The sequence below is a fragment of the Mesorhizobium sp. B4-1-1 genome (assembly GCF_006439375.1).
GTDB lineage: Bacteria > Pseudomonadota > Alphaproteobacteria > Rhizobiales > Rhizobiaceae > Mesorhizobium.
This window is the reverse complement of record NZ_VFTH01000003.1, coordinates 261,923-285,475: the sequence shown is the minus strand read 5'-3', so window position 1 is coordinate 285,475 and position 23,553 is coordinate 261,923. Positions and strand designations below refer to the sequence as shown.

Here is a 23,553-nt window from a genome sequence, read left to right as displayed (position 1 = left end):
GAACCTCGACTATCCACTTGGCAAGCGGTGCCGCGTCGGGCCAAACTGGTCAATCTGCATGCCTGCCTCAAGGAGACTTCGAAATGACCGCCAATGTTTTTTCCGGCTGCATGCCGGCGTTGATGACGCCCTGCACCGATGACCGCCTTCCAGACTTCGACGCGCTGGTGCGCAAGGGGCGCGAGCTGATCGCCGCCGGCATGTCGGCGGTCGTCTATTGCGGCTCCATGGGCGACTGGCCGCTCTTGACCGACGCGCAGCGCATGGAAGGCGTCGAGCGCCTGGTCAAGGCGGGCGTTCCGGTGATCGTCGGCACAGGCGCGGTCAACACCGCCAGCGCCGTGGCGCATGCCGCCCATGCGCAAAAGGTCGGCGCGCGGGGCCTGATGGTGATCCCGCGCGTTCTGTCGCGCGGGCCGTCGGTGACGGCGCAGCGTCACCACTTCAAGGCGATCCTTGCCGCCGCCCCCGACCTGCCGGCCGTCATCTACAACAGCCCCTATTACGGCTTTGCCACGCGCGCCGATCTCTTCTTCGCGTTGCGCGCCGAGCATTCGAACCTTGTCGGCTTCAAGGAGTTCGGCGGGCCGTCGGATCTGCGCTACGCGGCGGAAAACATCACCAGCCGGGACGATGAGGTTGCGCTGATGATCGGCGTCGACACCGCCGTCTTCCACGGTTTCGTCAATTGCGGCGCGTCCGGCGCCATCACCGGCATCGGCAATGTCCTGCCCAAGGAAGTGCTGCATCTCGTCGGCCTCAGCCAGGCGGCAGCCAAGGGCGATGCCGAAGCGCGCCGGCTGGCGCAGGAACTGGACGCGGCGTTGGCCGTGCTGTCCTCTTTCGACGAGGGACCGGACCTCGTGCTCTATTTCAAGCACATGATGGTGCTGAAGGGTGGCCCCGAATACAGCCTGCACTTCAACGAGACGGATGCGCTGAGCGACAGCCAGCGCGGCTATGCCGAACAGCAGCTCAAGCTGTTCGACACCTGGTACGCGCAGTGGTCGAGGCAGCCCGTCATGGCAAGATACGCGGCCTGAGCAGACATCTCGGCCGGACCTGCCGGCCGGGATGAACAGGCCCGCGCTTGTCGCCGGCCTGTTCGTCCATTCAGCTCAGGCCGCCTTGACCTTCAGCTCTTCCGCACCGCGCACCATCCTGGTCACCCCGGCGAAGTCGAGCTTGCCGGAGCCGAGCACCGGCACTTTCGGCACGACGCGCACTTCGGCCGGCACCATCAGGTCCATGGCGCCGTTTGCCTTGGCGAAGGCAAGGAAGTCCGCGCGGGTGGCACCCGCAGCTTCCGTGATCAGGATCAGCTTCTCGCCCTTGCGCGCGTCCGGCACCGTGGCGACGGCCGACAGCGAGCCTTTCCACAGATCGCCGGCCAGCGCTTCGATCGCGGCAAGAGACACCATTTCGCCGGCGATCTTGGCGAAGCGCTTGGCGCGGCCGCGGATCGAGATGAAGCCCGCATCGTCGACGGTGACGACGTCGCCGGTGTCATGCCAGCCGTCGGCCAGCGGTTCGATCACGCCTGGGTTCTCGGCGCGCAGATAGCCGGCCATGACGTTCGGACCGCGCACGAACAGCCGGCCGCCCTCATCGACGCCGGGCACCGGCTCGAGGCGATGTTCCATGCCGGGCATGATTTTGCCGACGCTGCCCGACTTGTTGTACATCGGCGTGTTGATGGCGATCACCGGCGCGGTTTCTGTCACGCCGTAGCCTTCCAGGATGCGCAGGCCGAACTTCTCCATATAGGTCGTGCGCGTGGCGGCCTTGACCGGCTCGGCGCCGGCGAAGCAGTAGCGCACCGAACGGAAGTCGTAAGGATGCGCCGTGCGGGCATAACCGGCGAGGAACGTATCGGTGCCGAAGATGATCGTCGCGTTCGAGGCATAGATCAGCTCCGGCACGATGCGGTAGTGCAGCGGCGAGGGGTAGAAATAGACCGGCACGCCGGAGATCAGCGGCAGCACCGTGCCCGCCGTCATGCCGAAGGAGTGGAAGATCGGCAGCACGTTGAACACCTTGTCGCCCGAATGGAAGTCGATGCGCGCGGCGGCCTGGGCGGCGTTGGCAAGGATGTTGCGATGGGTGAGCACCACGCCCTTGGGGGTGCCTTCGGAGCCCGAGGTGAACAGGATCGCCGCCGGATCGTCCGCCTTGCGCGCCACCCGCGGCGTCGCCTTGCGCAACAGGCCGAGCAGTTTGTCCTTGAGACCGATCGTGGCCCGCAGATCGTCGAGCCAGACGATGTCGACCGAGCGGCCGATCTCCTCGACCATCGGCCCGAGCTTTGCCTGTTCGACGAAGGCGCGGGAGGTGAGCACGGTGCGCACCTCGGCCGCCTTGCAGGCCGACAGGATGTTCGCGGCGCCCGCGGTGAAGTTGATCATCGCCGGAACCTTGCCGGCCGACATGACGCCGAGAAGTGCCGCGCAGGCGCCGTTGGCGTTGGGCAGCATGATGCCCAGCGTCTGCTGTCCGGCATAGAGATGCTCGAACTTCTCGCCGAGCACGGCGGCGGCGGTGAGCAGCTTGCCATAACTCAGCGAACCGGTGACCGGATCCTGCACGGCGAGCTCTTTCATGCCGCGCTCGTTGGCCGTCTCGATGATCTTCTCCAGAACGGTCTTGTCGATGTCCTGGGTGCGGAAGACCAGGTCCGACATCACCTGGTAGAGCGCGGAGCCCGCCGCGGCGCGCCGCTGGCGGCCCTTCAATTCCTGCGGGACTTCGAGCTTCACCGGCTCCAGGATGGTCACCTTGACCTTCGGGAACAGGCGGCGGCGCACATGTTGCGAGGAGAGCCGCGAGAAGTAGCTCTTCTCCAGCCCCTCGATGCGCACCGGCACCACCATCGAGCCGGTCTTGTCGGCGACCATGGCGGCGCCGTCATAGACCTTCATCAGGCCGCCGGTGACGGTGATGCGTCCCTCGGGGAAGATGACCAGCGGATCGCCGCCCTGCACGATCTTGATCAGCGTGCGGGTCGACATCGGCTTCGCCGGATTGAGCGGCAGTGCGCGGGCGAGCTTCATGAACGGCTTCATCCACCAGGCCTGGGCGATCGTGTAGTCGATGGCGAAGACCGGCTCCTCGTCGGTCAGCGTCAGCGCGAGCGGGCCGTCGAGGAAGCTGACATGGTTGAGCGCCAGGATCGGCGCCTTGCCGGCGGCCTTTAGGTTGTCCAGTCCTTCGACCTCCAGGCGCAGGAAGGCGCGGAACAGGATCGAGACGAAATCCCGGAAGGGATTGGTCGGCAGGTATTTCAGCATCAGCCAGGCGGCGACGGCGTTGGCCACGACGAGGCCGAACAGGATGCCCGCGATGGAGACGCCGGCGGCCTGGATGGCCGCGACGAGGATGCCGCCGACGGTCATGAAGCCGGCATTGACGATGCTGACCGCCGCGACGACGCGGGCGCGGCGCGCCTCGGGCGACCAGGCCTGCACGGCGGCGAAGGTCGGCACCACCAGGAAGGCGGCGGCAATCGCCATGCCGGCGAGGTCGATGGCGACGCGGATGGTGTTGGGGCCGGCGAAGAAGGCCGAAAGGCTAGCAGCTGTCGGCGAAGGCCGCATGCTGCCGATGGTCCATGCGAGATGCAGGCCGAACAGCGCCAGCAGCGCCGTGCCGACCGGCGCCGGCAACAGCACCATGCGCCCTTGCGACATCCAGGCGGCGATCGCCGAGCCGACGGCGATCGAGACGGCGAACACGGCGAGATAGGCGGTGACGGCGATCTCGTTGCCGCCGAGCGAATCCTTGATCAGCGCCGGCAGGATCGAAAGCACGATCGCGCCGACCAGCCAGAACCACGAGGTCATCAGGCCGGCGCGCCAGATGCGCGTGTCGGTGCGCAATTCGGCGACCTGCCGCCAGGTCGAGCGCAAGATGTTCTTGTCGATGACGAGGTTGGGCGCCGCCGAACCGGTGGCGGGTATGTAGCGGCTGACCAGCCAGCAGCCAACGGCCAAAGCCATCATGATCGGCCCGAACACCGCGACCCCGATGCCGTCGGCGGAAACGACGCCGCCGGCGATGGTGCCGCCGAGGATTGCGGCGAAGGTCGCCGATTCGATCCAGGCATTGGCTTTGGGCAGTTCCTTGCGCTCCAGGTGATCCGGCAGGATGCCGTACTTGATCGGCCCGAACAGCGCCGAGATGATGCCGAACATCAAGAGTGCCGTCATCAGCACCGGGATCGAGGACAGCGCGATGCCGACGACGGCGACGGCGGCCGCGGCGATCTCGGTGAATTTCAGTCGGCGCGCGATCAGCGCCTTGTCGAAGCGGTCGGCGATCTCGCCGCCAAGCGCGGAAAGCAGCAGGAAGGGCGCCATGAACACGGCGCCGGCCAGCGTCACCAGCGACGCGGCCTGATCCTTCGCCAGCGTGAAGAGAATGAGGAACACCAGCGTGTTCTTCAGGAAATTGTCGTTGAAGGCCGAGAGGAATTGCGTCCAGAAGAGAGGCGCGAAGCGCCGCGACATCATCAGATGGGTGTTCATGGCAATTTCCATTGGGCAAGTCCGGCTGGCAATCCGATTGGACTGAGCGGAAATTTGCGCGGTTTGAGCCTTGTTTATCGGGAAGCGGTTAAACTTCGTTATTGCGGTTCAATCCAATCCATTTGTTTCTTGTTCTTGGCGGCTGGAATCTGTCGTCCATGATCGGTCTCGAGGCCTTCCAGGCACTTGACTGTTTGCGGGCTTGGCTGTCGGCGAGCATCGATAGGGTCCCTTTCGTTTCAGCGTTAAGCCGGATCGACGCCGGTCTGCTTCGGGCCGGATATATCGCTTTGAACGTTGTTCACGGATGCACCATAGCATATCGTGAACCGCGTTCAAGAAAAAAATGAACGATGTTCACAACGGAACGCGTAGCTTAAAAATGCCTCAGAGCAGAGGTCCATGGGCTTTGAGCGCTGGTGGGGCGCCTCAGGCCTCGCCGGTCAGCCGCGCCGAGATCAGCCTGGCTGCCCTGACCGCCGCCTCGCCTTGTCCGGTCGCTATCGCATCGTCGACGCGCGAGACAGGCGAGGCGACGGCCAGCGTGCCGATCGGCTGGCCGTCGGCGCCGAGAATGGCCGCGCCAATGCTGTGCACGCCTTCCTCATAGCCTTGGGCGCTGCGCGAATAGCCGCGTGAAGCGGCAAGCGCGATGGCTTTCACCAGGTCGTCCGGCTGCGTCATCGTGAACGAGGTGAAGGCCTGCAGCGGCTTTCCCAAATAGGCGCCGACCGCTTCCAGGCGTGAGGCGGCAAGGAACGCGATGCCCGAGGCGGTGCCGTGCAGCGGCAGCACCTGGCCGACATCGACATTGACGCGATTGGCCTTGGCCGATAGCTCGACATGCAGCGTAAGCAGCGCGCCGGCGCTGAACTCGGACAGATGCACCGTCTCGCCGGTTTCGAGCGACAGCTCGCGGATGACCGGCGCGGCCAGCCGCACGAAAGGGAAATGCGCGTCGCGGATGCGCGCCAGCCGCGACAGGCCGGCGCCCAACCGGTAGCGGCGGCTGCGCGGCTCCTGCTCGATCAGCCGGTGCGCGGCAAGCGCTATCAGAAGCCGCCTGACGGTGGCCTTGTCGAGGCCGGCGCGGCGCGCGAGGTCGGAGAGGCCGATCTCCGGTTCGTGCAGCGTGAACAGCTCCAGCAGCGACACCGCCTTGCCCACCGTGCTCATCGCGCATTCTCCAGATACTTCGCATGTGAATTAACTTGACAGGCGCTCTTCCTGCCTTCAGTGTGTCTATAACATACAAAACGCTGGTTCAAATAGTGAACCGATTGGGAACGGCTACGCGCCCCCGAATTTGGCGCGCCAGGGAGAGTTCAGCGCCGTGACGGCCGCCAGCAAGACCGCTTTGCAATCAGCAACGATCGAAGACCTGCTCGACCGCGAGCAGGCGCGGTTCCTCGACACGCATCCGCGCTCGGCGGCGGCCTGGGAAGAGGGCAAGGCGCATTTCCTCTATGGCGGGCCGTCGCACTGGATGCGCCGCTGGGCCGGCGGCTTCCCGGTCTATGCCGCTTCGGCTCGTGGCGCGCATATCCGCGACATCGACGGGCATGACTATATCGACTTCGCGCTTGGCGACACCGGCGGCATGTGCGGCCATGCGCCCGAAGCGGTGACGCGCGCGGCAATCCACCAATTGCAGAACGGCACGACGATGATGCTGCCCACCGAGGACAGCCTCTGGGTCGGCGCCGAGCTCACACGCCGTTTCGGCCTGCCTTACTGGACGCTGACAACCTCTGCCACCGACGCCAATCGCGGCGCCATCCGCATCGCGCGCATGATCACTGGGCGCCCGAAAGTGCTGGTCTTCTCCGGCTGCTATCATGGCGGCGTCGAGGAGGCGCATGTCGAGATCCGCGACGGCAAGATCGGCATGCGCAACATGATCCACCCGAACGGCGTCGATCATTCGGCCGTCTCCAGGGTGGTCGAGTTCAATGACGTCGCGGCGCTGGAAGAAGCACTGTCGCATGGTGACGTCGCCTGCGTCCTGACCGAGCCGCTGATGACCAATTTCGGCATGATCCCGGTCGCCGAGGGTTTTCACACGGCGCTGCGCGAGATCACGCGCCGCACCGGCACGGTGCTGATCATCGACGAGACGCACACCATCTCCAGCGGGCCTGGCGGCTACACCGCGCTGCACGGGCTGGAGCCGGACATGCTGGTGGCCGGCAAGGCGATCGCCGGCGGCATTCCGGCCGGCATCTTCGGCGTCTCGCGGGAGATTGCCGAGCGGCTGTGGAAGATCGTGCCGATGGTCAATCCGCGCGTGCGCCAGTCGGCGCATCTCGGCATCGGCGGCACGCTGGCCGGCAACGCGCTCACCGTCGCCACTATGCGCGCGGTGCTGGAAGAAGTGCTCACGCCGGCCAATTTCGAGCGGATGATCGCCAACGCCACGCGCCTTGCCGAAGCCGCGAGGAAAATCATCGCCGGGAACAAATTGCCCTGGCACGTGACGCAGACCGGCGCCCGCGCCGAGATCATGTTCACGCCGACCCCGCCGCGCAGCGGCGCCGACGTTATCGCCGGCCGGCGCGGCGACCTCGAGACGCTGCTGCATGCCTTCTACATGAACGAAGGCATACTGGTGACGCCCTTCCACACCATGTTCCTGATGTGCCCGGCGACGTCGCCGGCCGATATCGACCGCCATACGGAGGTCTTCGGCCGTTTCGTCGATCTCGTCCGTGGCGCGGGCGTCGTCTGAACGATGGCGACCCCGTTCGATCTCACGGGCAGGGTGGCGCTGGTGACCGGCGGCGGGCGCGGCATCGGTGCCGCCATCGTCACGCGCTTTGCCGAGGCCGGCGCCTCGGTGGTCATTGCCAATCGAACGCTCGATGTCGCCGAGGCACTTGCCGCGGAGCTCTCCGCACGCGGCCTGTCCGCACGCGCCGTTGCGCTTCCCGGGCTCGACCGCGCCGCGGTTCACACACTTGTCGGCAATGTCGCGCGCGAGGCCGGCCGGCTCGACATCGTCGTCCACAATGTCGGCGGCTGCCCCTGGGCCTCGGTCGAGGAGCTCGATGAGGACAAGCTGGAAGAGGCGCTGGCTATCAACCTGAAAGCCTGTTTCTGGCTGGCGCAGGCGGCGGCGCCCGCAATGCGCGCCAACCGTTTCGGCCGCATCCTGGTCACCTCGTCGGTTTCGGCGCGCGTTGCCATGGCCGGCGGCGCGCACTATTCGGCCGCCAAGGCCGGCGTCAACGCCTTCATCCGTGGCGCCGCCTTCGAATTCGCGCGCGACGGCATCACCGTCAACGGCGTCGAGCCGGGCTTTATCGCCAAGCCCGGCCGCGGCACGATGAGCAAGCCGGAGGTAGCGAACCGCCTAGGCCAATTCATTCCCATGGGCCGTCTCGGCGAGGCGGACGACATCGCCTACGCCATGCTCTACCTCGCTTCGAGCCAAGCGAAATACACCACGGGCCAGACCATCGTCGTCGACGGCGGCTCGACCCTGCCGGAGACAGGCTACGCTGTCGAGCGGCACTGGGGGCTGGCATGAGCCGGCGCCTCGAAGGCCGCACGGCCCTGGTTACCGGTGCCGCCACCGGCATGGGCCGCGCCACCGCCGAGCTGTTCGGGCGAGAGGGCGCCAGGGTCGTCGCCTTCGGGCATGGCGGCGAGGTGCTGGAGGAGGCGGCCAAGGCCAGCGGCGGCATCGCCGTGCGCGGCGACATCACCGATGCCAACGATATCGTCCAGGCCATCGATGCCTGCGACGGACGTCTCGACATCGTCGTCAACGCCGCCGGCGTCATGATCCTCGACGAGCCTGAGACGCTGAGCGACGAGACCTGGACCAAGAGCTTTGCCGTCAACGTCACCGGCTCGATGATGGTCTGCCGCGCGGCGCTGCCGCTGCTCAAGGCGCGCGGCGGCGCGATCGTCAACATCGCCTCGGTCGGCGCCTTCAACGCCAGCGGCCAGAACGCCGCCTATTCGGCGAGCAAGGCAGCACTCGTCTCCTACACCCGCTCGCTCGCGTTCGCGCATGGTGTCGACGGCATCCGCGCCAACGCGGTGGCGCCCGGCTGGGTACGCACGCCGATGAGCGTCTACGAGATGAAGGTCGCAGCAAGCGCCAACGGCTCGACTCCCGACGAGGAGTTCAAGGCGCTGACCAACCGCATCGCCCTGCGCCGCGTCGCCGAGCCGCAAGAGATCGCCTCCTGCTGCCTGTTCCTTGCGTCGGACGAAGCGTCCTTCGTCACCGGCGCGGTGCTGGTCGCGGATGGCGGCGGCCGCGCCCCGACACAGAACAGGGCGGTGTGACGTGAATTGAAACTTGCCCGCTCGCCAGCATGAGGGTGCGGCCAGCGGGAGAGGAGGAGAGAGAATGCCCGACAGAAGCGCCGACCTGGTTTTCACCAATGGCCGCATCTACACGCTCGACCGCAAGCGGCCCTGGGCCTCGGCCGTCGCCGTCAAGGGCGGCCGTATCGTCGCGGTCGGCGAGGCCGCCGACGTTGCCGCGCTGAAGGGCTCTGCCACTCGCGTCGTCGATCTCAAGGGCGCGATGATGATGCCTGGCATCGTCGACGTACACGCGCATCTTATGATGGGCGGCCAGGCCGAACTTTTCGAACTGCGCTTCCCGCCGACGGGGAGCTTCGAGACGCTGATAGCGCGCGTCGGCGAGGCCGCGGCCAAGGCGCCGGCAGGCTCCTGGATCATCGGCGGACAATGGGGCAGCGATCTGTTGCCGAAGCTCAACCGGCTGGAGGCGCTGGTGGCGCTCGACCGGGTGAGCCAGGGCCGGCCGGTGATGCTGCGCGACGACACCTATCACAACCGCTGGGTCAATTCGCAGGCGCTTGGCTTGGCCGGCCTTTCCGCGTCGTCGCCCGATCCGGAGAAGGGCTCCATCGGCCGCGATCCGGCCACCGGCGCGCTGACCGGCATGATGATCGAATCCGCCGCCGGCATCGTCGAGCGCACCATCGCGCAATCCGGCCACTACACCGAGGAAATGGACCGCGCCGCGATGGCACGCTCGATCGCGACGCTCAACTCCTACGGCGTCACCGCATTCCTCGACGCCGCCGCCATGCAGCCGATCCTCGCGGCGCTGAAAGGCCTCGACGATCGCGGCGAGCTGACCGCCTGGTCGGTGTCGGCCATGCCGGCCGTCGAGCCCTCCTTCATGTTCGGCATTGCCGGCGACGAGCTGATCGCGCTGCGCGAGCAATATCGCGGCGTTCACGCGAAGCCGGATTTCGTCAAGATATTCCTCGACGGTGTGCCGGGTGCGCGCACCGCCGCCTTCCACGAGCCCTACACCAAGGACGCAGTGCTGGGCTGCTGTTTCCGCGGCTCGACCATCGTCACCGTGCCGGAGCTGATCCGCTGGATCGGCAAATGCGAGAAACTCGGGCTTGGGGTAAAGATCCACTGCGCCGGCGATGCCGCGGTCAGCCAGGCGTTGGACGCGATCGATGTCGCGCGCTCCTTCAATGGGCCGACCAAGCTGAAGCACCACATCGCGCATGCGAGCTACATCGCGCCGGACGATATCGCCCGCTTCGCCGAGCTCGGCGTCGTCGCCGATCTCTCGCCTTTCCTGTGGTATCCGACGAGCTTCCTCGAAGGCCACAAGCAGACCATGGGCGAGGCGCGCGCGCTGCGCTTCTGGCCGAACAAGGACCTGCTTGCCGCCGGCGCGCTGCTGGCCGGCGGTTCCGACTGGCCGGTGATGCCCAACCCCGATCCGTGGGACGGCATCGAAGGCCTGGTGACGCGCCGCAACCCGAGCGGCGAGTTTCCGGGCGCGTCGCTTTGGCCGGAGCAGGCGATCGACGTGGCCACGGCGCTCGAGATCTTCACCATCAATTCGGCCCGCGCCATCGGTCTCGCCGAGACCGTCGGCTCGATCGAGATCGGCAAATCGGCCGATCTCATCGTGCTCGACCGCAACGTGCTGGAGACGCCGGCCGAGGACCTCGCCGACACAAAAGTGCTGACGACCTGGTTCGAGGGGAGGGTGGTCTATGAGCGCGCCTGATCCCTCAAGCGACGCGAGGATACCGGTGACAATCCTCACCGGCTTCCTCGGCAGCGGCAAGACGACGGTGCTCAACCGCCTGCTGCGTCAGCCCTCGCTTGCCGGCGCCGCCGTCATCGTCAACGAGTTCGGCGCCGTCGGGCTCGACCATATGCTGATCGAGGCCAGCGAGGAGCAGTTCACGCTGCTCGACAATGGCTGCGTCTGCTGCACCGTGCGCGGCGATCTCGTCGCCACGCTGAAGGAGCTCGACCGCAGGAGCCGGGCCGGCGAAACGCCACCGCTCAGCCAAGTGATCATCGAGACCACCGGTCTTGCCGACCCGGCGCCGATCCTGCACACGCTGATGGCCGAAGCTGAGCTCACGGCTCGCTTTCGCATCGGCGGTGTCGTCACCACCGTCGATGCGGCGAATGGCACGGCGACGCTTCAGCGTCACCCGGAGGCCGCCAAGCAGGTCGCCGTCGCCGACCGGCTGCTGATCACCAAGACCGATCTCGTCTCGAACGAGGCACTCGGTGGCTTGCAGCACCGGCTGGAGCATTTGGCACCGGCCGTCGAGCAAACCGTTGCCCGCAACGGCGAAGTCGAACTCGATCTGCTGAAGAGCCTGCCCGCCGATGCTGCGGCGGATGTGAACCGCATCGCCGCGCGGCTCGAAGCGGCTGATCACCACGACCATGAATGCGGACCTGATTGCCACCATGGCCACGATCATCATCGCGACACACACCACGGCATCCGGTCCTTCAGCTTCATCATCGACAAGCCGGTCGAGTGGGGCGCCTTCGCCCGTTGGCTCGATTACGTCGCGGCGCTGAAGGGCGAGAATCTGCTGCGCTTCAAGGGCATCGTGCGCACCACGGACGAGCCGGAGCAGCCATTGGTGCTCCACGGCGTGCAGCACGTCTTTCATCCGCCGGTGCGGCTCGACCGCTGGCCGTCGGCGGACCGCCGCACCCGGTTGGTGTTCATCGTCCGCGACATCGAGCGCGAGACCATCGCCCGCACGCTGGTGAAATTCGCCGCCATCGATGCCGCCAGCATTGCCGCGTCGGCGCTGGCTGCCGCCTGAAAACAAATAACGCATGACAAAAATGGGAGACTGAAACATGCATTGGAAATCGAGACTGCTCGCAGCGGCATTTGCCGGCATCGGCCTTGCCACCATGGCCGGCACGGCTTCCGCCGCCGGCCCAACCTGCAAGGATGGCGCCATCAAGGTCGGCGCCGTGTCGACCGTCACCGGCCCGGCCGATTTCTCCGAAGTGCCGAAGGCGACCCAGGCCGCCTTCGATGCGGTCAATGCCGCCGGCGGCATCAATGGCTGCAAGATCGACTACACCATCGCCGACGACAAGGCGGATCCGGCGGTCGCCGCGCAAGCCGCGCGCGACCTGATCGACAACAAGGAGGCGGTAGCGCTGGTCGGCTCGGCCAGCCTGCTCGACTGTGCCGTTAACTCCGCCACCTACAGCCGCAAGAAGATACTCTCGGTGCAGGGTCTCGGCGTCGACGCCGCCTGCTTCTCCTCGCCCAACGTCGCACCCGTTAATGTCGGCCCTTACACGCTGTCGACGGCCATGGCCTACTACGCCACCAACGAATTGAAGACGAAGAAGCTCTGCGCCTTCTTCATCATCATCGGCGGCACCCAGGAGGCCTACAAGAAGGCGATCGAGACCTGGGAACAGATCAGCGGCCAGAAGATCCACCTGATCGATCTGACGCTGCCCTTCCAGGGCGATCTCACGCCTTACGTCATCAAGGCGCGCGACGCCGGCTGCGACGCCGTGTTGACCAACCAGGTCGAGCCGCAGGTGGTGCAGCTGATCAAGACGGTGGATGCACAGAAGATCACCGGCATCAACTGGCTCTTCCTGGCGCCCGGCTACACCGAGCAGGTTGCCAAGGCGCTGGCCGACACCAAGCAGCCGATCTATGTCGGCACCGAGTGGGAGCCCTACACCGAGAAGAACTCGGCCGCCAACGCGCAATGGATTGCCGACATGCAGAAGGCGAACCGGCCGCTCACCGCCTTCTCGCAGGGCGGCTACCTCGCCGCCGAGCTGTTCCTCAAGGTGGTCGCCTCGATCGACGGCGAGGTGACGCGCGAAAGCGTGGCCAAGGCGCTGCACGACATGCAGCCGCTCACCAACTCGCTCGCCGGCTCGCCTTACGTGTTCGGCAAGGCCAAGACGCATTCGCCGATGCAGGCCACCAAGGTGATGAAGCTCGAGGCCGGCGCCTGGAAGGTCGAGACCCCGGACTGGATCGTGCTGCCGCAGGCCAAGTGATGGCCGCTTGAACCGGACGGCGCGGCTGGCCGCGCCGTCCTCCGGATCGGGATACGAGATGAACGCATTGCTCACATCCGCCGTGGCGGGACTGACGGCCGGGGGCACCTATGCCTTGCTCGGCGTCTGCGCCGTCTTCACCTACCGGCTCGTCGCCGTGGTGAATTTCACCGGGGCCGCCATCGGCACCGCGGGCACTTTCGTGCTGATCGCGCTCTTCGAGGCCGGGTTCCCGATCTGGCCCTCGGTGCTGGCGGGGATCGCGGCGGGCACGGCGACCGGCGTCGCAATCGGCTACATCATGACGCGGTGGTTCGGCGAAGCGAGTGCTTCGACCAAGGCGGCCGTGACGGTGGCGTTGCTCGTCGGCCTGATCGCCATAGGTCTGCGCCTGACAGGCGGCCAGCATCCGCATAACATGCCCGAGTTGTTCCCAGGCTCGGCCTTCCGCCTCGCCGGCGTAGAGGTGACCATCGCCTCGGTGCTCACCATCGGGCTCGCGGTGCTGTTCACCATCCTTTCCGACCTCTTCCTCAACCGGACTAAAATCGGCCTCAATCTGCGCGCGTTGGCCGACCGGCCGATGGCGGCGGAACTGCTCGGCGTGCGGGTGCAGATCCTGTCGCTGCTGGTATGGGGCATGACGGGCGCCTTCACCACTTTCGCGCTGATGATCATCGCGCCGCAGCGCTCGCCGAACTTCATGACGCTTAGCCTGCTTGTCGTGCCGGCGCTTGCCGCGGCGCTCATCGGCGTCTTCCGCAGCTTCTGGTGGACGCTGGCCGGCGGCATTGCGCTCGGCATCGTCGAAGGGCTGGCAAGCTCAATCGACAGCATCAGCCAGTATCGCAGCGCCATTCCCTTCCTGGTGGTGCTTGCCGTTCTTCTCTGGTCGCAGCGGGAGGCCCGCTGGGATGAAGCGCGCTAGCTTGAGAGCCTCGTTGATCGTCATCGTCGTGGCGCTTATCGCCGGCGGCGTCGCCTATGCCGGCCTGCTGCCCTCCTATTGGGTGTTTCTCGCAACCTCGGTGCTGATCACTGGCGTCGCGCTGCAGAGCCTCGGTCTCGTCGCCGGCCGCACCGGCATGATCGCGCTCTGCCAGATGTCTTTCGCCGGTGTCGGCGCCTGGACGGTCGGCTATCTCAACCTCGCCGAGGCGCCTGGCGGCCTAGCGGCGTGGATCCTGATCGGCGGCCTTGCGGCCGTCCCGTTCGGCGTTGCCATCGGCCTGCCGGCGCTGCGGCTGCGCGGCATCAACCTCGCCATCGTCACGCTCTCCTTCGCCACCGCCTTCGACACCATCCTGGCCACCATGACCTATCCCGGCCAGACCGACTTCCTGCAGGTACCGCGGCCGGAACTGTTCGACAGCGACGAGGGCTATTTCGTCTTCGTGCTGCTCTTCTATGTGGCGATCGCGGTTTCGCTCGAATTCATCAGCCGCTCGCGGCTCGGCGCGTCCTGGCTGGCGGTGCGTCACTCGGAGCGCGCCGCCGCCGCGCATGGCGTCAGCATCGCCACCGCCAAGCTCTCGGCCTTCGCGCTCAGCGCCTTCGTCGCCGGCATTTCCGGCGGTCTGCTCGCTGGCTATCTCGGCACGCTGGTCGCCGAGAATTTCAGCATGATGCAGTCGCTCTCGCTCTACGCGGTGTCGGTGATGGCCGGCGCGCATTTCGCCGAGGGTGCGATCATCGGCGGCCTGCTCGTCGTCATGTTCCCGGAAATCCTGCGCCGGCTCGACTGGCCGCAGGACATCGGCAATGTGCTGTTTGCCATCGGCGCAACCCAGGCGCTGTCGACCGGCGAGACGATGAGCGAGACCTTCCGGCGCCAGTTCCGCAAACTGCTGCCGGCGCGCGCGCCGAAAGCCGCCGCCGTGTCTGCCTCGGAATTGCCGTCCACAATCGAGCGCGCCGCCGGACCCGTCCTCACCATCGAGGGATTGACGGTTCGCTATGGCAGCGTGGTCGCGCTGAACAATGTCAGCCTGAGCGTTGCCGCCGGTACGGTTGCCGGCTTGATCGGCCCCAATGGCGCCGGCAAATCGACCTTCATTGATGCCGTCGCCGGCTTCCTGTCGTCCTATGGGGGGAGCGTGCGGCTGGGCGGCAAGCCGCTCGAAGACGTGCCGGCGCATCTGCGCGCCCGCGAGGGCGTGCGCCGCACCTGGCAGACCAACCGCATCGCGCCGGAGCTGACCGTCGGCGGCTACCTGGCGCTGGCGGCCAAGGGTCTGTCAGCGAGCGAGACCAAGGCCGTGCTCGACTGGCTCGACTGTCCGCACCCCGACACGCTGGTCGCCTCGGTCGATGCCGGCACAAGGCGGCTGCTCGACGTCGCGGGCGTCGTCGCTGCCCGCCCGGCCGTCGTGCTGCTCGACGAACCGGCTGCCGGCCAGTCGCATCAGGAGACGCTGCGGCTCGGACAGCGCATCGCCGAGATCCCGAAGCTGTTCGGATCGGCGGTGCTTCTGGTCGAGCACGACATGGACCTGGTTCGGGCCGTATGCTCGGAGGTCACCGTGCTCGACTTCGGCCAGGTCATCGCCTCCGGGCCACCGGCCAAGGTGCTCGGCGAACGCGCGGTGAAGAAGGCCTATCTCGGCATCGAGGAAGAGGGCGTGGCGGCATGAGCAGGCTCGTCGTTTCCAACCTGTCGATCAACCGCGCCGAATTGCCGGTCATCACGTCGGTCGATCTCACCGCTGAGAGCGGTGCGATCAGCGTCGTGCTCGGCGCCAATGGCGCCGGCAAGACGACGCTGCTCGAGGGACTGTCCGGCATCATCCCGGTCGCCGGAGGGGCCATCGCCATCGACGGTCGCGAGCTGCAGAAAGCGCGTCCGGGCGCTCGCTCGCGCGAAGGGCTTGCCCATGTCGAGCAGGGCCGCACCGTCTTCCGGCAGCTGACGACCGAAGAGAATCTGCGCGTCAGCCTGCAGCCTGGCGCCGACCTCGCGGAAGCCTATGCGCTGTTTCCCGAGCTGGTGCAGCGCCGTTCGGTGAAGGCAAGCCTGCTTTCGGGCGGCGAACAGCAGATGCTGGTCATCGCGCGCGCGCTCCTCACCCGGCCGAAGGTGCTGCTCATCGACGAGATGTCGGCCGGCCTGGCGCCGGTCATCGTCACGCGGCTGATGACGGCCGTGCGCAAGCTCGCCGATGACGGCCTGGCCGTCGTCCTCGTCGAGCAGTTCGCGGCGCTTGCGCTGTCGATCGGCAACCGCGCCTATGTCATGCGCCGCGGCCGCGTCGTCTATGACGGCGATTGCGCGAAGTTGCGCCAATCGCCGGACGAACTGCACCGGCTTTATCTCGGAGGGGCGGAGATGGCCGCCACATCCTGATCCTGCTCAGGACGAATTCTCGCCGATCACGTCGAACCGCTCGACCGTGCAATGTTCACCGACTACGGCCAGCACTTCGGTCGAAGGCCTATCCGCGTCGGGCTGCTTCCATTGCACCTTGAAAGAAAATACGAAGCGTTGGTGATCGACGTCATGTTCCATGCCCACGAAGCGGGCATCGTAGCCAAGCGGCCGCACAATGTCCGGGAGATCGGGCGGCGAGCTTTTCGGCCATGAGACCGACAGGATCGCCTTGTGGTTGCGCGCGATCTTGAGGTCGACCCATTTCAGCGCCTGCAGCGTCACCAGCGTCAGTACCGTCGCGATCGCGCCGAGGCCGTACTGGCCGCCGCCGAAGGCAAGGCCGATCATGGTCATGATCCACATCGTCGCGGCTGTGGTGACGCCGGTGACCAGATCGCCGCGCCGCAGGATGGCGCCGCCGCCGATGAAGCCGACACCGGTGAGCACGCCCAGCGCAAAGCGCATGACGTCCATGCGCACGAAGGAATCCGGCCCTTTGCCGGAAACATCGAGCAGCATGTTGGCCTGGACCATGGCCACGCAGGCCGCTAAGCCGACCAGAATGGTTGTCCTCAGCCCGGCGGAATGCCCGCGCGCCTCGCGATTCAAGCCTATGAGAAAGCCTGCCAGCAGCGTGACCAAGAGCCGCCCGACGAGGTCCGGCCAGGTCGGATGAAGCGGCATGTCGCAGCAAAGCGTCTCGAACATGGTTTCGACATGGCGGTAAACGGTCGCCGCGCCTCAATTTCGTCTGCGACGTTCAACCGGCGGAGCCGGTGATGGTTCCTTGGCGTAAACCCGGCTTTTCGCGGGCGATAACCTCAATGCGCGGCGAGACTGACCACCAGCGCCAGCACCACGATACCGACCAGCCCTGCGATGAAGACGATGCGTTGCGCGCGCGTATGCAGGATGATCTCGCCCTGCCGGGCATTCTGGCCGGAGAAAACCGGCCCTTCGTCGTCGCGATCCTTGCTCATGACGTGCTCCTTCCCTTCGATGGGTGCGGAAGGTCTCTGAGCAGGAACCACTTTGTTGGCTTGAAGTTCCGCCCCGCTTCGGCGGGGTACATGCCCGCGACCGGGATCGAACCGGTCGCGGGGATTGATCGGCTCAGCCGAATTTCGGATCCAGGCTGCCCGACTTGTAGCGCTTGGCCATGTCCGCCAGCGGGATCGGCTTGATCTTCGGCGCGTTGCCGGCGGTGCCGAACTGCTCGAAGCGCTCCTTGCAGAGCTTCTTCATGGCCGCCATGGCCGGCGTCAGATATTTGCGCGGATCGAACTCCGACGGATTCTCGGTCAGCACCTTGCGGATGGCGCCGGTCAGCGCCATTCGGTTGTCGGTGTCGATGTTGATCTTGCGCACGCCATGCTTGATGCCGCGCTGGATCTCTTCCACCGGCACGCCCCAGGTCGGCTTCATCTGGCCGCCATATTTGTTGATGATCTCCTGCAGATCCTCCGGCACCGAGGACGAGCCATGCATGACCAGATGCATGTTGGGCAGGCGGCGGTGGATCTCCTCGATCACGTTCATCGCCAGTACCGCGCCGTCCGGCTTGCGCGAGAATTTATAGGCGCCGTGGCTGGTGCCCATGGCCACCGCCAGCGCGTCGACATGCGTGTCGCGCACGAATTGCTCGGCCTGCACCGGATCGGTCAGAAGCTGGTCGTGGCTGATCGCGCCTTCGACGCCGTGCCCGTCCTCCTGCTCGCCACCGCCGCTCTCCAGCGAGCCGAGCACGCCGATCTCGCCTTCCACCGACACGCCGCCCCAATGCGCCATGTCGACGACGCGGCGCGTGATGCCGGAATTGTAGGCGTAGTCGGCCGGCGACTTGCCATCCTCCTTCAGCGAGCCGTCCATCATCACCGAGGTGAAGCCGTACTGGATCGCGGTGACGCAGGTGGCTTCGTTGTTGCCATGGTCGAGATGCATGCAGACCGGGATGTCGGGATGGATCTCGACCAGCGCGTCGATCAGCTTGGCCAACACCACGTCATTGGCATAGGCGCGAGCGCCGCGGCTGGCCTGCAGGATGACCGGCGACTTGGTCTCCTCGGCCGCCTCCATGATGGCGAGGCCCTGTTCCATATTGTTCATGTTGAAGGCAGGCACGCCATAGCCATGTTCGGCGGCATGGTCGAGCAATTGTCTCAGTGTGATGCGAGCCAACGAATAGTCTCCCGTATCTGGTTCGAGCCGGTGTTTGAAAAGGCCGCCCGACGCCCGGGCGACCCCGTTGCTTCTGGCCGGATTTCGGAGCTACCGCAACCTTTTGAAGCCTTTTCGGCCGCAATTCTTGTTGCAGGGCTGAAATCCGGCCCTGGCCGGGCCTAGGCGGCGATCCGCGCACGCGCGGCAAGGATTTCGACGCAGGCCTTGGCCGCCTCCTTGCCCTTCACGGTGAAATGCTCGTGGAAGAAGCGGTGATGCTCGGCGCTGTCATGGTAGTTGTGGGGCGTCAGTACCGCCGACAGCACCGGGATGCCGGTCGCAAGCTGCACATTCATCATGCCGTCGATGACGGCGCTCGCCACGAAATCGTGGCGATAGATGCCGCCATTGACGACGAAGGCGGTACCGAGGATCGCGGCATAGCGCCCCGTCTCGGCAAGCGTCTTGGCGTGCAGCGGGATCTCGTAGGCGCCCGGCACGTCGAAGATGTCGATGGTGAAGCCGCCAAGCGCGGCAAGCTCCGCCTCGAAAGCTTGCACGCATTGACCGACGATGTCGGCGTGCCATCGCGCGCGAATGACGGCGATGCGGCGGGTTTCATAGGCTTTTGGGGAATGCTGATTCATGGGTCCATCCTTCCGTTTCGAACCAGAATCAGGACGCACGACGCAAAAACCGGCCGCGCGAGCGGACCGTCTTCTGCGTACGTTCTCTTCCATCCGGACTGTAACCGTCGGCTCCGGAATCGCACCGGATCTGCTGACCCTTCCGACAGGCTGGAAGGCGCTCGCGGGCTTGAGCCGAGGCTCTTACCGCCGGTGGGGACTTTCACCCCGCCCTGAGAACATTGACGCGGGTTTTATGGGAGAGGAGGGCAACAGTGTCAATTGGCGATGACATCGCGGTCGTCATTCTAGGGCGGAGCAAGGAGCGAAAGCGACGCGCGCAGACCCTGGAATCCATGTCGTGACGCTAACGTGTTGCAACGGCTACAGAATTCTGCACCACTGCGCTCGATGACGGAGGTCATGGCACGGATTCTCGGGTCAAGCCCGAGAATGACGACGTGCAGGGGGAGATCAGCTGACTACCGCCGTTCCGGAAACATCGCTCTCAACCCCTCGCGCGAGGCCTTTGCCACGCCGCGCTCGGTGATCAGGCCCGTCACTAACCTTGCCGGCGTCACGTCGAAGGCGGGGTTCGCCGCCGGTGTCGCATCCGGCGATACGCGCACCTGCGCGATCTTGCCATCCGCCGTCTTGCCCCAGACCAGGGAAACCTCGTCTCCCGACCGCTCCTCGATCGGGATCTCGGCAAGCCCGTCGGCCACCGTCCAGTCGATGGTGGGCGAGGGCAGCGCGACATAGAAGGGCACGTCATTATCGGCGGCGGCCAGAGCCTTGAGATAGGTGCCGATCTTGTTGCAGACGTCGCCATTGGCGGTGGTGCGGTCGGTGCCGACGATCACCATGTCGATGTCGCCATGCTGCATCAGATGGCCGCCCGCATTGTCGACGATCAGCGTGTGCGGCACGCCGTGCCCGGCCATCTCCCAGGCTGTGAGCTGGGCGCCCTGGTTGCGCGGCCTGGTTTCGTCGACATAGACATGCACCGGAATGCCGGCCTCGGTCGCCAGATAGATCGGCGCCGTGGCGGTGCCGTAATCGACCGTCGCCAGCCAGCCGGCATTGCAATGAGTAAGGATGTTGACCGTTTCGCCCGGCTGCTTGCGCGCGGCGATCTGCCTGATGATGGCAAGCCCGTTCTCGCCGATGGCGCGGTTCAGCCCGACATCCTCATCGGCGATCTCCGCGGCGCGCTGGTAAGCGGCTTCCGCGCGCTCCGCGGGTGCAATCGGCTTGAGATGCCGTCGCATCTCGTCCAGCGCCCAGCGCAGGTTGATCGCCGTCGGCCGCGTCTTGTGCAACGTCTCCCATACGGCGTCGAGCGCTTCGTCCGACGGATCGTCTTTCATCTGTATGGCGACGCCATAGGCGGCGGTGACGCCGATCAGCGGCGCGCCGCGCACCCACATGTCGCGGATCGCGGTGGCGATGCCGGCAACCGTTCCGATCGTCTCGATGCGGAACTCATGCGGCAGCCAGCGCTGGTCGATGATCTCGACCGACCGCTTGTCGTCGCTCAGCCAGATGGTGCGGTAGTGGCGTTCGCCGACGTTCAAATTCTCTTCTCCTGTTCGATCAGCGCGGCCAGATTGTTGACCTCGTCGATGCTGTGGATCTGGCGCCGGTTGACGGCGATATGGCGGCCGAAGCGCAAAGCCTTGGCCTCACATCTGGCGCGCAGGTCTTGATCGGCAATGGTCTCGAAATCGGCATTGTGGGCTAGGCCGAGAATGCGCCGATGCACCTCGATGCCGGCGAAGCCGAGCAGGTCGTCCCAGATGGAATGCAGCATGTGGTCGAGCGCCTGTTCCGAGCCGAGAAGGTCGCCCTGATCCTCGAAAAGGCTTTTCTGGTAGAGCATGCCGGTCCGTTCGGTCTGCCACAGATGCGAGAACTCGGCACGGAAGGTCGCCCAGGTCTCGGCGGTGACGCCGAGCAGATAGGCGCGCATCGGTGCGCGGCTGCCTTTCTCCTCATGGCCGCGTTGCGAGAAGAAGGCCATCCAGAAATTGGCGAGCAGCATGCCGACGTCGAAGGCGATCGGGCCGTAGAAGGCGAACTCCGGATCGATCATCCGGGTCTCTGTGTCGGTCACCATGATCGAGCCCGAATGCAGGTCGCCATGGAGCAGCGTCTCGGCATTGGCGGCGAACAGATGTTTTAGCCGCTGCGCCTCGACCTTGAGGTCGCGGTCGGCGCGCAATTCGGCGACGAGGCTGTCGAGCTGCGGCGACGTATGCCTATTCAACTTGGCGTCGAAATACGGGTCGGAGAATACCAGGTTCTCGGTGATGTCGCACAGCTCGACATTGTCGGCGAACAGCGCCAGATCGGCCTTGCGGTCCTTTGCCAGCATCGACAGATCGGAACCGCGAAACAACGTGCGGGCCATGAACAGGCCGATGTCGCGCGCGATGTTGGGCAGTTCGCGGCCGTCGATCAGCGCGCGCCGCAGGATGATGTGCGGCGGGGCCAGGTACTCCATGACGATCAGCGCCTGGGCCTCGTCGAAATGATAGATCGCCGGCACCGAGCCGGGCGCCCGGCGCTCCTGCCTGGTCAGCGCGTGATATTCGAAGAAGGAGCGCTTCAACGGAAGCGGCCAGCTGTCGCCGACCAGCCGCACATAGGGCAACGCCTGTTTCACCACCGCGGCGCCCTGATCGCCCTCGACGATGAACACCAGGTTGAGATTGCCGTCGCCGACCTCGCGCACCTTCCAGCGGCTGATGTCCTCGCCGATGCGCTCGGTCAGCGCTTTGGTCTCGCCCAGGCGCTTCGGCAACGTCTCCACCGACAATGCTTCGAACTTCCCGGTCATGCTCTCCCCTCCTGCGCGTGGTTTCCGACGATAGCGGAGCCACGGCGGCGAGGCCAAGCTAGGAAGCGCTCTGGCAAATGTCAATCGTGTTGACAATTGCCGAATGAGCCCATAGCGTCACCATCCGGGAGGAACGGATGGGCGCAGATGCCGTGTTCCATGTGGAGGGCCTGAGGAAATCCTTCGGCCAGAACGAGGTGCTTGGCGGCATCTCGCTCGACCTCTTTGCGGGCGAGGTGACCGTGCTGATGGGCGCCAACGGCGCCGGCAAATCCACCCTGGTCAAGATCGTCAGCGGCGTCTATGCGCGCAGCGCAGGCTCAATGCAGCTCGCCGGCAAGGCCTTCGATCCGCAGACCCCAGCCGAAGCGATCCGCGCCGGCGTCGTCACCGTGCACCAGAACATCAATGACGGCGTGGTCGCCGACCTTGATGTCGCCACCAACCTCACGCTCGACCGGCTGAGCGGCAAAGGCGCGTCGTTGCTCTTCAAGCCTGCCAATGTCCGGGCCGAAGCCAGGGCCGTCGCCGACCGCATGGGGCTCGCCATCGACCTCAAGGCGCGCGTCAGCGACTTGTCATTGGCCGACCGCCAGATGGTGGCCATCGCCCGCGCCATGGCGCATCGGCCCAAGGTGCTGATCCTCGACGAGCCGACCTCGTCGCTGTCGAGCGCCGAGGCCGACCGGCTGTTTTCGCTGATCGACAGGCTGCGCGGGCAGGGCGTCGCCATCCTCTATATCTCGCACCGCATGTCCGACATAAGGCGGCTCGCCGACCGCATCGTGTCGATGCGTGACGGCGTCGTCTCCGGCGTCTTCGACAAAAAGCCGCTCGACTATGAGGGCGCCGTCAACGCCATGCTGGGCCGCAAGATCCATCTCGACAGGGTGGTGGCGAGAAATTCTGCCCGTGCGGTCTTCACCGCCGAAGGGTTGCGGCTGGCGCCAGGGTCGCGGCCGATCTCGATGACGCTCGGCACCGGCGAGGTGGTGGCGATCACCGGCCTGGTCGGCGTCGGCAAGACGGCTTTGGCGGAGACGCTGTTCGGCGTGCGCCGGCCGCTCGCCGGCACCATGCATATGGACGGCAAGCCCTATGCGCCGGGCGCGGCGCGCGAGGCGATCGCCGCCGGCGTCTTCCTGGTCGCCAAGGACCGGGCTGCGAGCGGCATCGTCGGCGGCTTCAACATCGAGCGCAACATCAGTCTGCCATTCCTCAAGCGCATGTCGGGCCTCGGCGTCATGAAGAAGCGCGCCGAGCGCGTCGCTGCCCGCCGCCAGATCGACGAACTCGGCATCGTCTGCCGCTCGGAGAAGGACGAGCTGTCGGCGCTTTCCGGCGGCAACCAGCAGAAGGTCATGGTGGCGCGCTGGATGTCGCAGGCCTCGCGGCTCTTCATCCTCGACGAGCCTTTCCAGGGCGTCGACATCTCGGCGCGCCGCGACATCGCCGCGAAGCTTCGGGCCAGCGCCGACGGCCGCGCGACGCTGATATTCGTCACCGAGATCGACGAGGCGCTGGAGACCGCCGACCGCATCCTGGTGATGTCGGAACATACGATCGTCGGCGAGCACCGGAACGCCGATATCGACCTCGACCGGCTGCTGGCGGAAGTGGCCGGCGGACCGCTCCACGGCGCGGCATGAGGTCGAGGGATTTGCATGGAGTGGAGTTGGAATGAGCTTTTGTCGGACAGCCGCGCGCCGG

At 65.9% G+C, this 23,553-nt stretch carries 19 protein-coding genes and 1 riboswitch; of the genes, 11 read left to right on the top strand and 8 right to left on the bottom strand.

Features of this window, described 5'->3' with window-relative positions; all coding sequences use genetic code 11:
* The first annotated feature begins 83 nt into the window (after positions 1-83).
* Complete coding sequence (locus FJW10_RS06090; protein WP_140899134.1) at positions 84-1,043, top strand: dihydrodipicolinate synthase family protein; 960 nt, start codon at positions 84-86, stop codon at positions 1,041-1,043.
* 75 nt (positions 1,044-1,118) lie between these two features.
* Here FJW10_RS06090 and FJW10_RS06085 read toward each other — a convergent pair whose 3' ends face one another.
* Together FJW10_RS06085 and FJW10_RS06080 are read right to left on the bottom strand one after the other, a co-directional pair.
* Positions 1,119-4,523: an acyl-[ACP]--phospholipid O-acyltransferase gene (locus FJW10_RS06085; protein ID WP_140899132.1), complete on the bottom strand. Its 3,405-nt coding sequence runs from the start codon at positions 4,521-4,523 to the stop codon at positions 1,119-1,121.
* A gap of 429 nt (positions 4,524-4,952) precedes the next feature.
* Positions 4,953-5,699, bottom strand: a complete 747-nt coding sequence (locus FJW10_RS06080) for an IclR family transcriptional regulator (protein ID WP_140899130.1) — start codon at positions 5,697-5,699, stop codon at positions 4,953-4,955.
* A gap of 157 nt (positions 5,700-5,856) precedes the next feature.
* Here FJW10_RS06080 and FJW10_RS06075 point away from each other — a divergent pair, with 157 nt between their 5' ends.
* From FJW10_RS06075 to FJW10_RS06035, 9 genes are all read left to right on the top strand, one after another.
* Entirely contained in the window at positions 5,857-7,251 is a 1,395-nt protein-coding gene (locus FJW10_RS06075; RefSeq protein ID WP_246674126.1) for a transaminase, read from the top strand.
* 3 nt (positions 7,252-7,254) lie between these two features.
* Entirely contained in the window at positions 7,255-8,052 is a 798-nt protein-coding gene (locus tag FJW10_RS06070; protein WP_140899128.1) for an SDR family oxidoreductase, read from the top strand.
* Positions 8,049-8,822, top strand: a complete 774-nt coding sequence (locus FJW10_RS06065) for an SDR family oxidoreductase (protein WP_140899127.1) — start codon at positions 8,049-8,051, stop codon at positions 8,820-8,822. The genes FJW10_RS06070 and FJW10_RS06065 overlap by 4 nt, the downstream gene beginning before the upstream one ends.
* Positions 8,823-8,886: 64 nt before the next feature.
* On the top strand, positions 8,887-10,551 hold the full coding sequence (locus FJW10_RS06060) for an amidohydrolase (protein ID WP_140899125.1): 1,665 nt from the start codon (positions 8,887-8,889) through the stop codon (positions 10,549-10,551).
* Positions 10,538-11,626, top strand: coding sequence for a GTP-binding protein (locus FJW10_RS06055; protein ID WP_140899123.1), 1,089 nt, complete (start codon positions 10,538-10,540; stop codon positions 11,624-11,626). The genes FJW10_RS06060 and FJW10_RS06055 overlap by 14 nt, the downstream gene beginning before the upstream one ends.
* Before the next feature lie 37 nt (positions 11,627-11,663).
* On the top strand, positions 11,664-12,848 hold the full coding sequence (locus FJW10_RS06050; RefSeq protein WP_140899121.1) for an ABC transporter substrate-binding protein: 1,185 nt from the start codon (positions 11,664-11,666) through the stop codon (positions 12,846-12,848).
* A 58-nt stretch (positions 12,849-12,906) separates the two neighbouring features.
* Positions 12,907-13,776, top strand: a complete 870-nt coding sequence (locus FJW10_RS06045) for a branched-chain amino acid ABC transporter permease (RefSeq protein ID WP_140835013.1) — start codon at positions 12,907-12,909, stop codon at positions 13,774-13,776.
* Positions 13,763-15,481 carry an ATP-binding cassette domain-containing protein gene (locus FJW10_RS06040; RefSeq protein ID WP_140899119.1) on the top strand — a complete coding sequence of 573 codons (1,719 nt, stop codon included), beginning with the start codon at positions 13,763-13,765 and terminating at the stop codon, positions 15,479-15,481. The genes FJW10_RS06045 and FJW10_RS06040 overlap by 14 nt, the downstream gene beginning before the upstream one ends.
* Complete coding sequence (locus FJW10_RS06035; protein WP_140899117.1) at positions 15,478-16,191, top strand: ABC transporter ATP-binding protein; 714 nt, start codon at positions 15,478-15,480, stop codon at positions 16,189-16,191. Before FJW10_RS06040 ends, FJW10_RS06035 begins: the two co-directional genes overlap by 4 nt.
* A gap of 6 nt (positions 16,192-16,197) precedes the next feature.
* Here the strand turns inward: FJW10_RS06035 and FJW10_RS06030 are convergent, their stop codons facing one another.
* From FJW10_RS06030 to mtnK, 6 genes are all read right to left on the bottom strand, one after another.
* Positions 16,198-16,923: an MgtC/SapB family protein gene (locus FJW10_RS06030; RefSeq protein ID WP_140835016.1), complete on the bottom strand. Its 726-nt coding sequence runs from the start codon at positions 16,921-16,923 to the stop codon at positions 16,198-16,200.
* Between the two features lie 113 nt (positions 16,924-17,036).
* Complete coding sequence (locus FJW10_RS06025) at positions 17,037-17,195, bottom strand: peptide ABC transporter permease (RefSeq protein WP_140899115.1); 159 nt, start codon at positions 17,193-17,195, stop codon at positions 17,037-17,039.
* Positions 17,196-17,328: 133 nt separating this feature from the next.
* Complete coding sequence (fba, locus tag FJW10_RS06020) at positions 17,329-18,393, bottom strand: class II fructose-bisphosphate aldolase (RefSeq protein ID WP_140675387.1); 1,065 nt, start codon at positions 18,391-18,393, stop codon at positions 17,329-17,331.
* Between the two features lie 161 nt (positions 18,394-18,554).
* Positions 18,555-19,022 (bottom strand): 6,7-dimethyl-8-ribityllumazine synthase, encoded by a 468-nt coding sequence (locus tag FJW10_RS06015; protein ID WP_140899113.1) that lies wholly within the window; start codon positions 19,020-19,022, stop codon positions 18,555-18,557.
* A 77-nt stretch (positions 19,023-19,099) separates the two neighbouring features.
* A riboswitch (FMN riboswitch) is annotated at positions 19,100-19,246 on the bottom strand.
* 237 nt (positions 19,247-19,483) lie between these two features.
* Complete coding sequence (mtnA, locus tag FJW10_RS06010; protein ID WP_140899111.1) at positions 19,484-20,578, bottom strand: S-methyl-5-thioribose-1-phosphate isomerase; 1,095 nt, start codon at positions 20,576-20,578, stop codon at positions 19,484-19,486.
* Entirely contained in the window at positions 20,575-21,843 is a 1,269-nt protein-coding gene (gene mtnK / locus FJW10_RS06005; protein ID WP_140899109.1) for an S-methyl-5-thioribose kinase, read from the bottom strand. Before mtnK ends, mtnA begins: the two co-directional genes overlap by 4 nt.
* Positions 21,844-21,980: 137 nt before the next feature.
* Between mtnK and FJW10_RS06000 the strand changes: the two genes are divergently transcribed.
* Positions 21,981-23,492 (top strand): sugar ABC transporter ATP-binding protein, encoded by a 1,512-nt coding sequence (locus FJW10_RS06000; protein WP_140899107.1) that lies wholly within the window; start codon positions 21,981-21,983, stop codon positions 23,490-23,492.
* Positions 23,493-23,553: the final 61 nt, after the last annotated feature.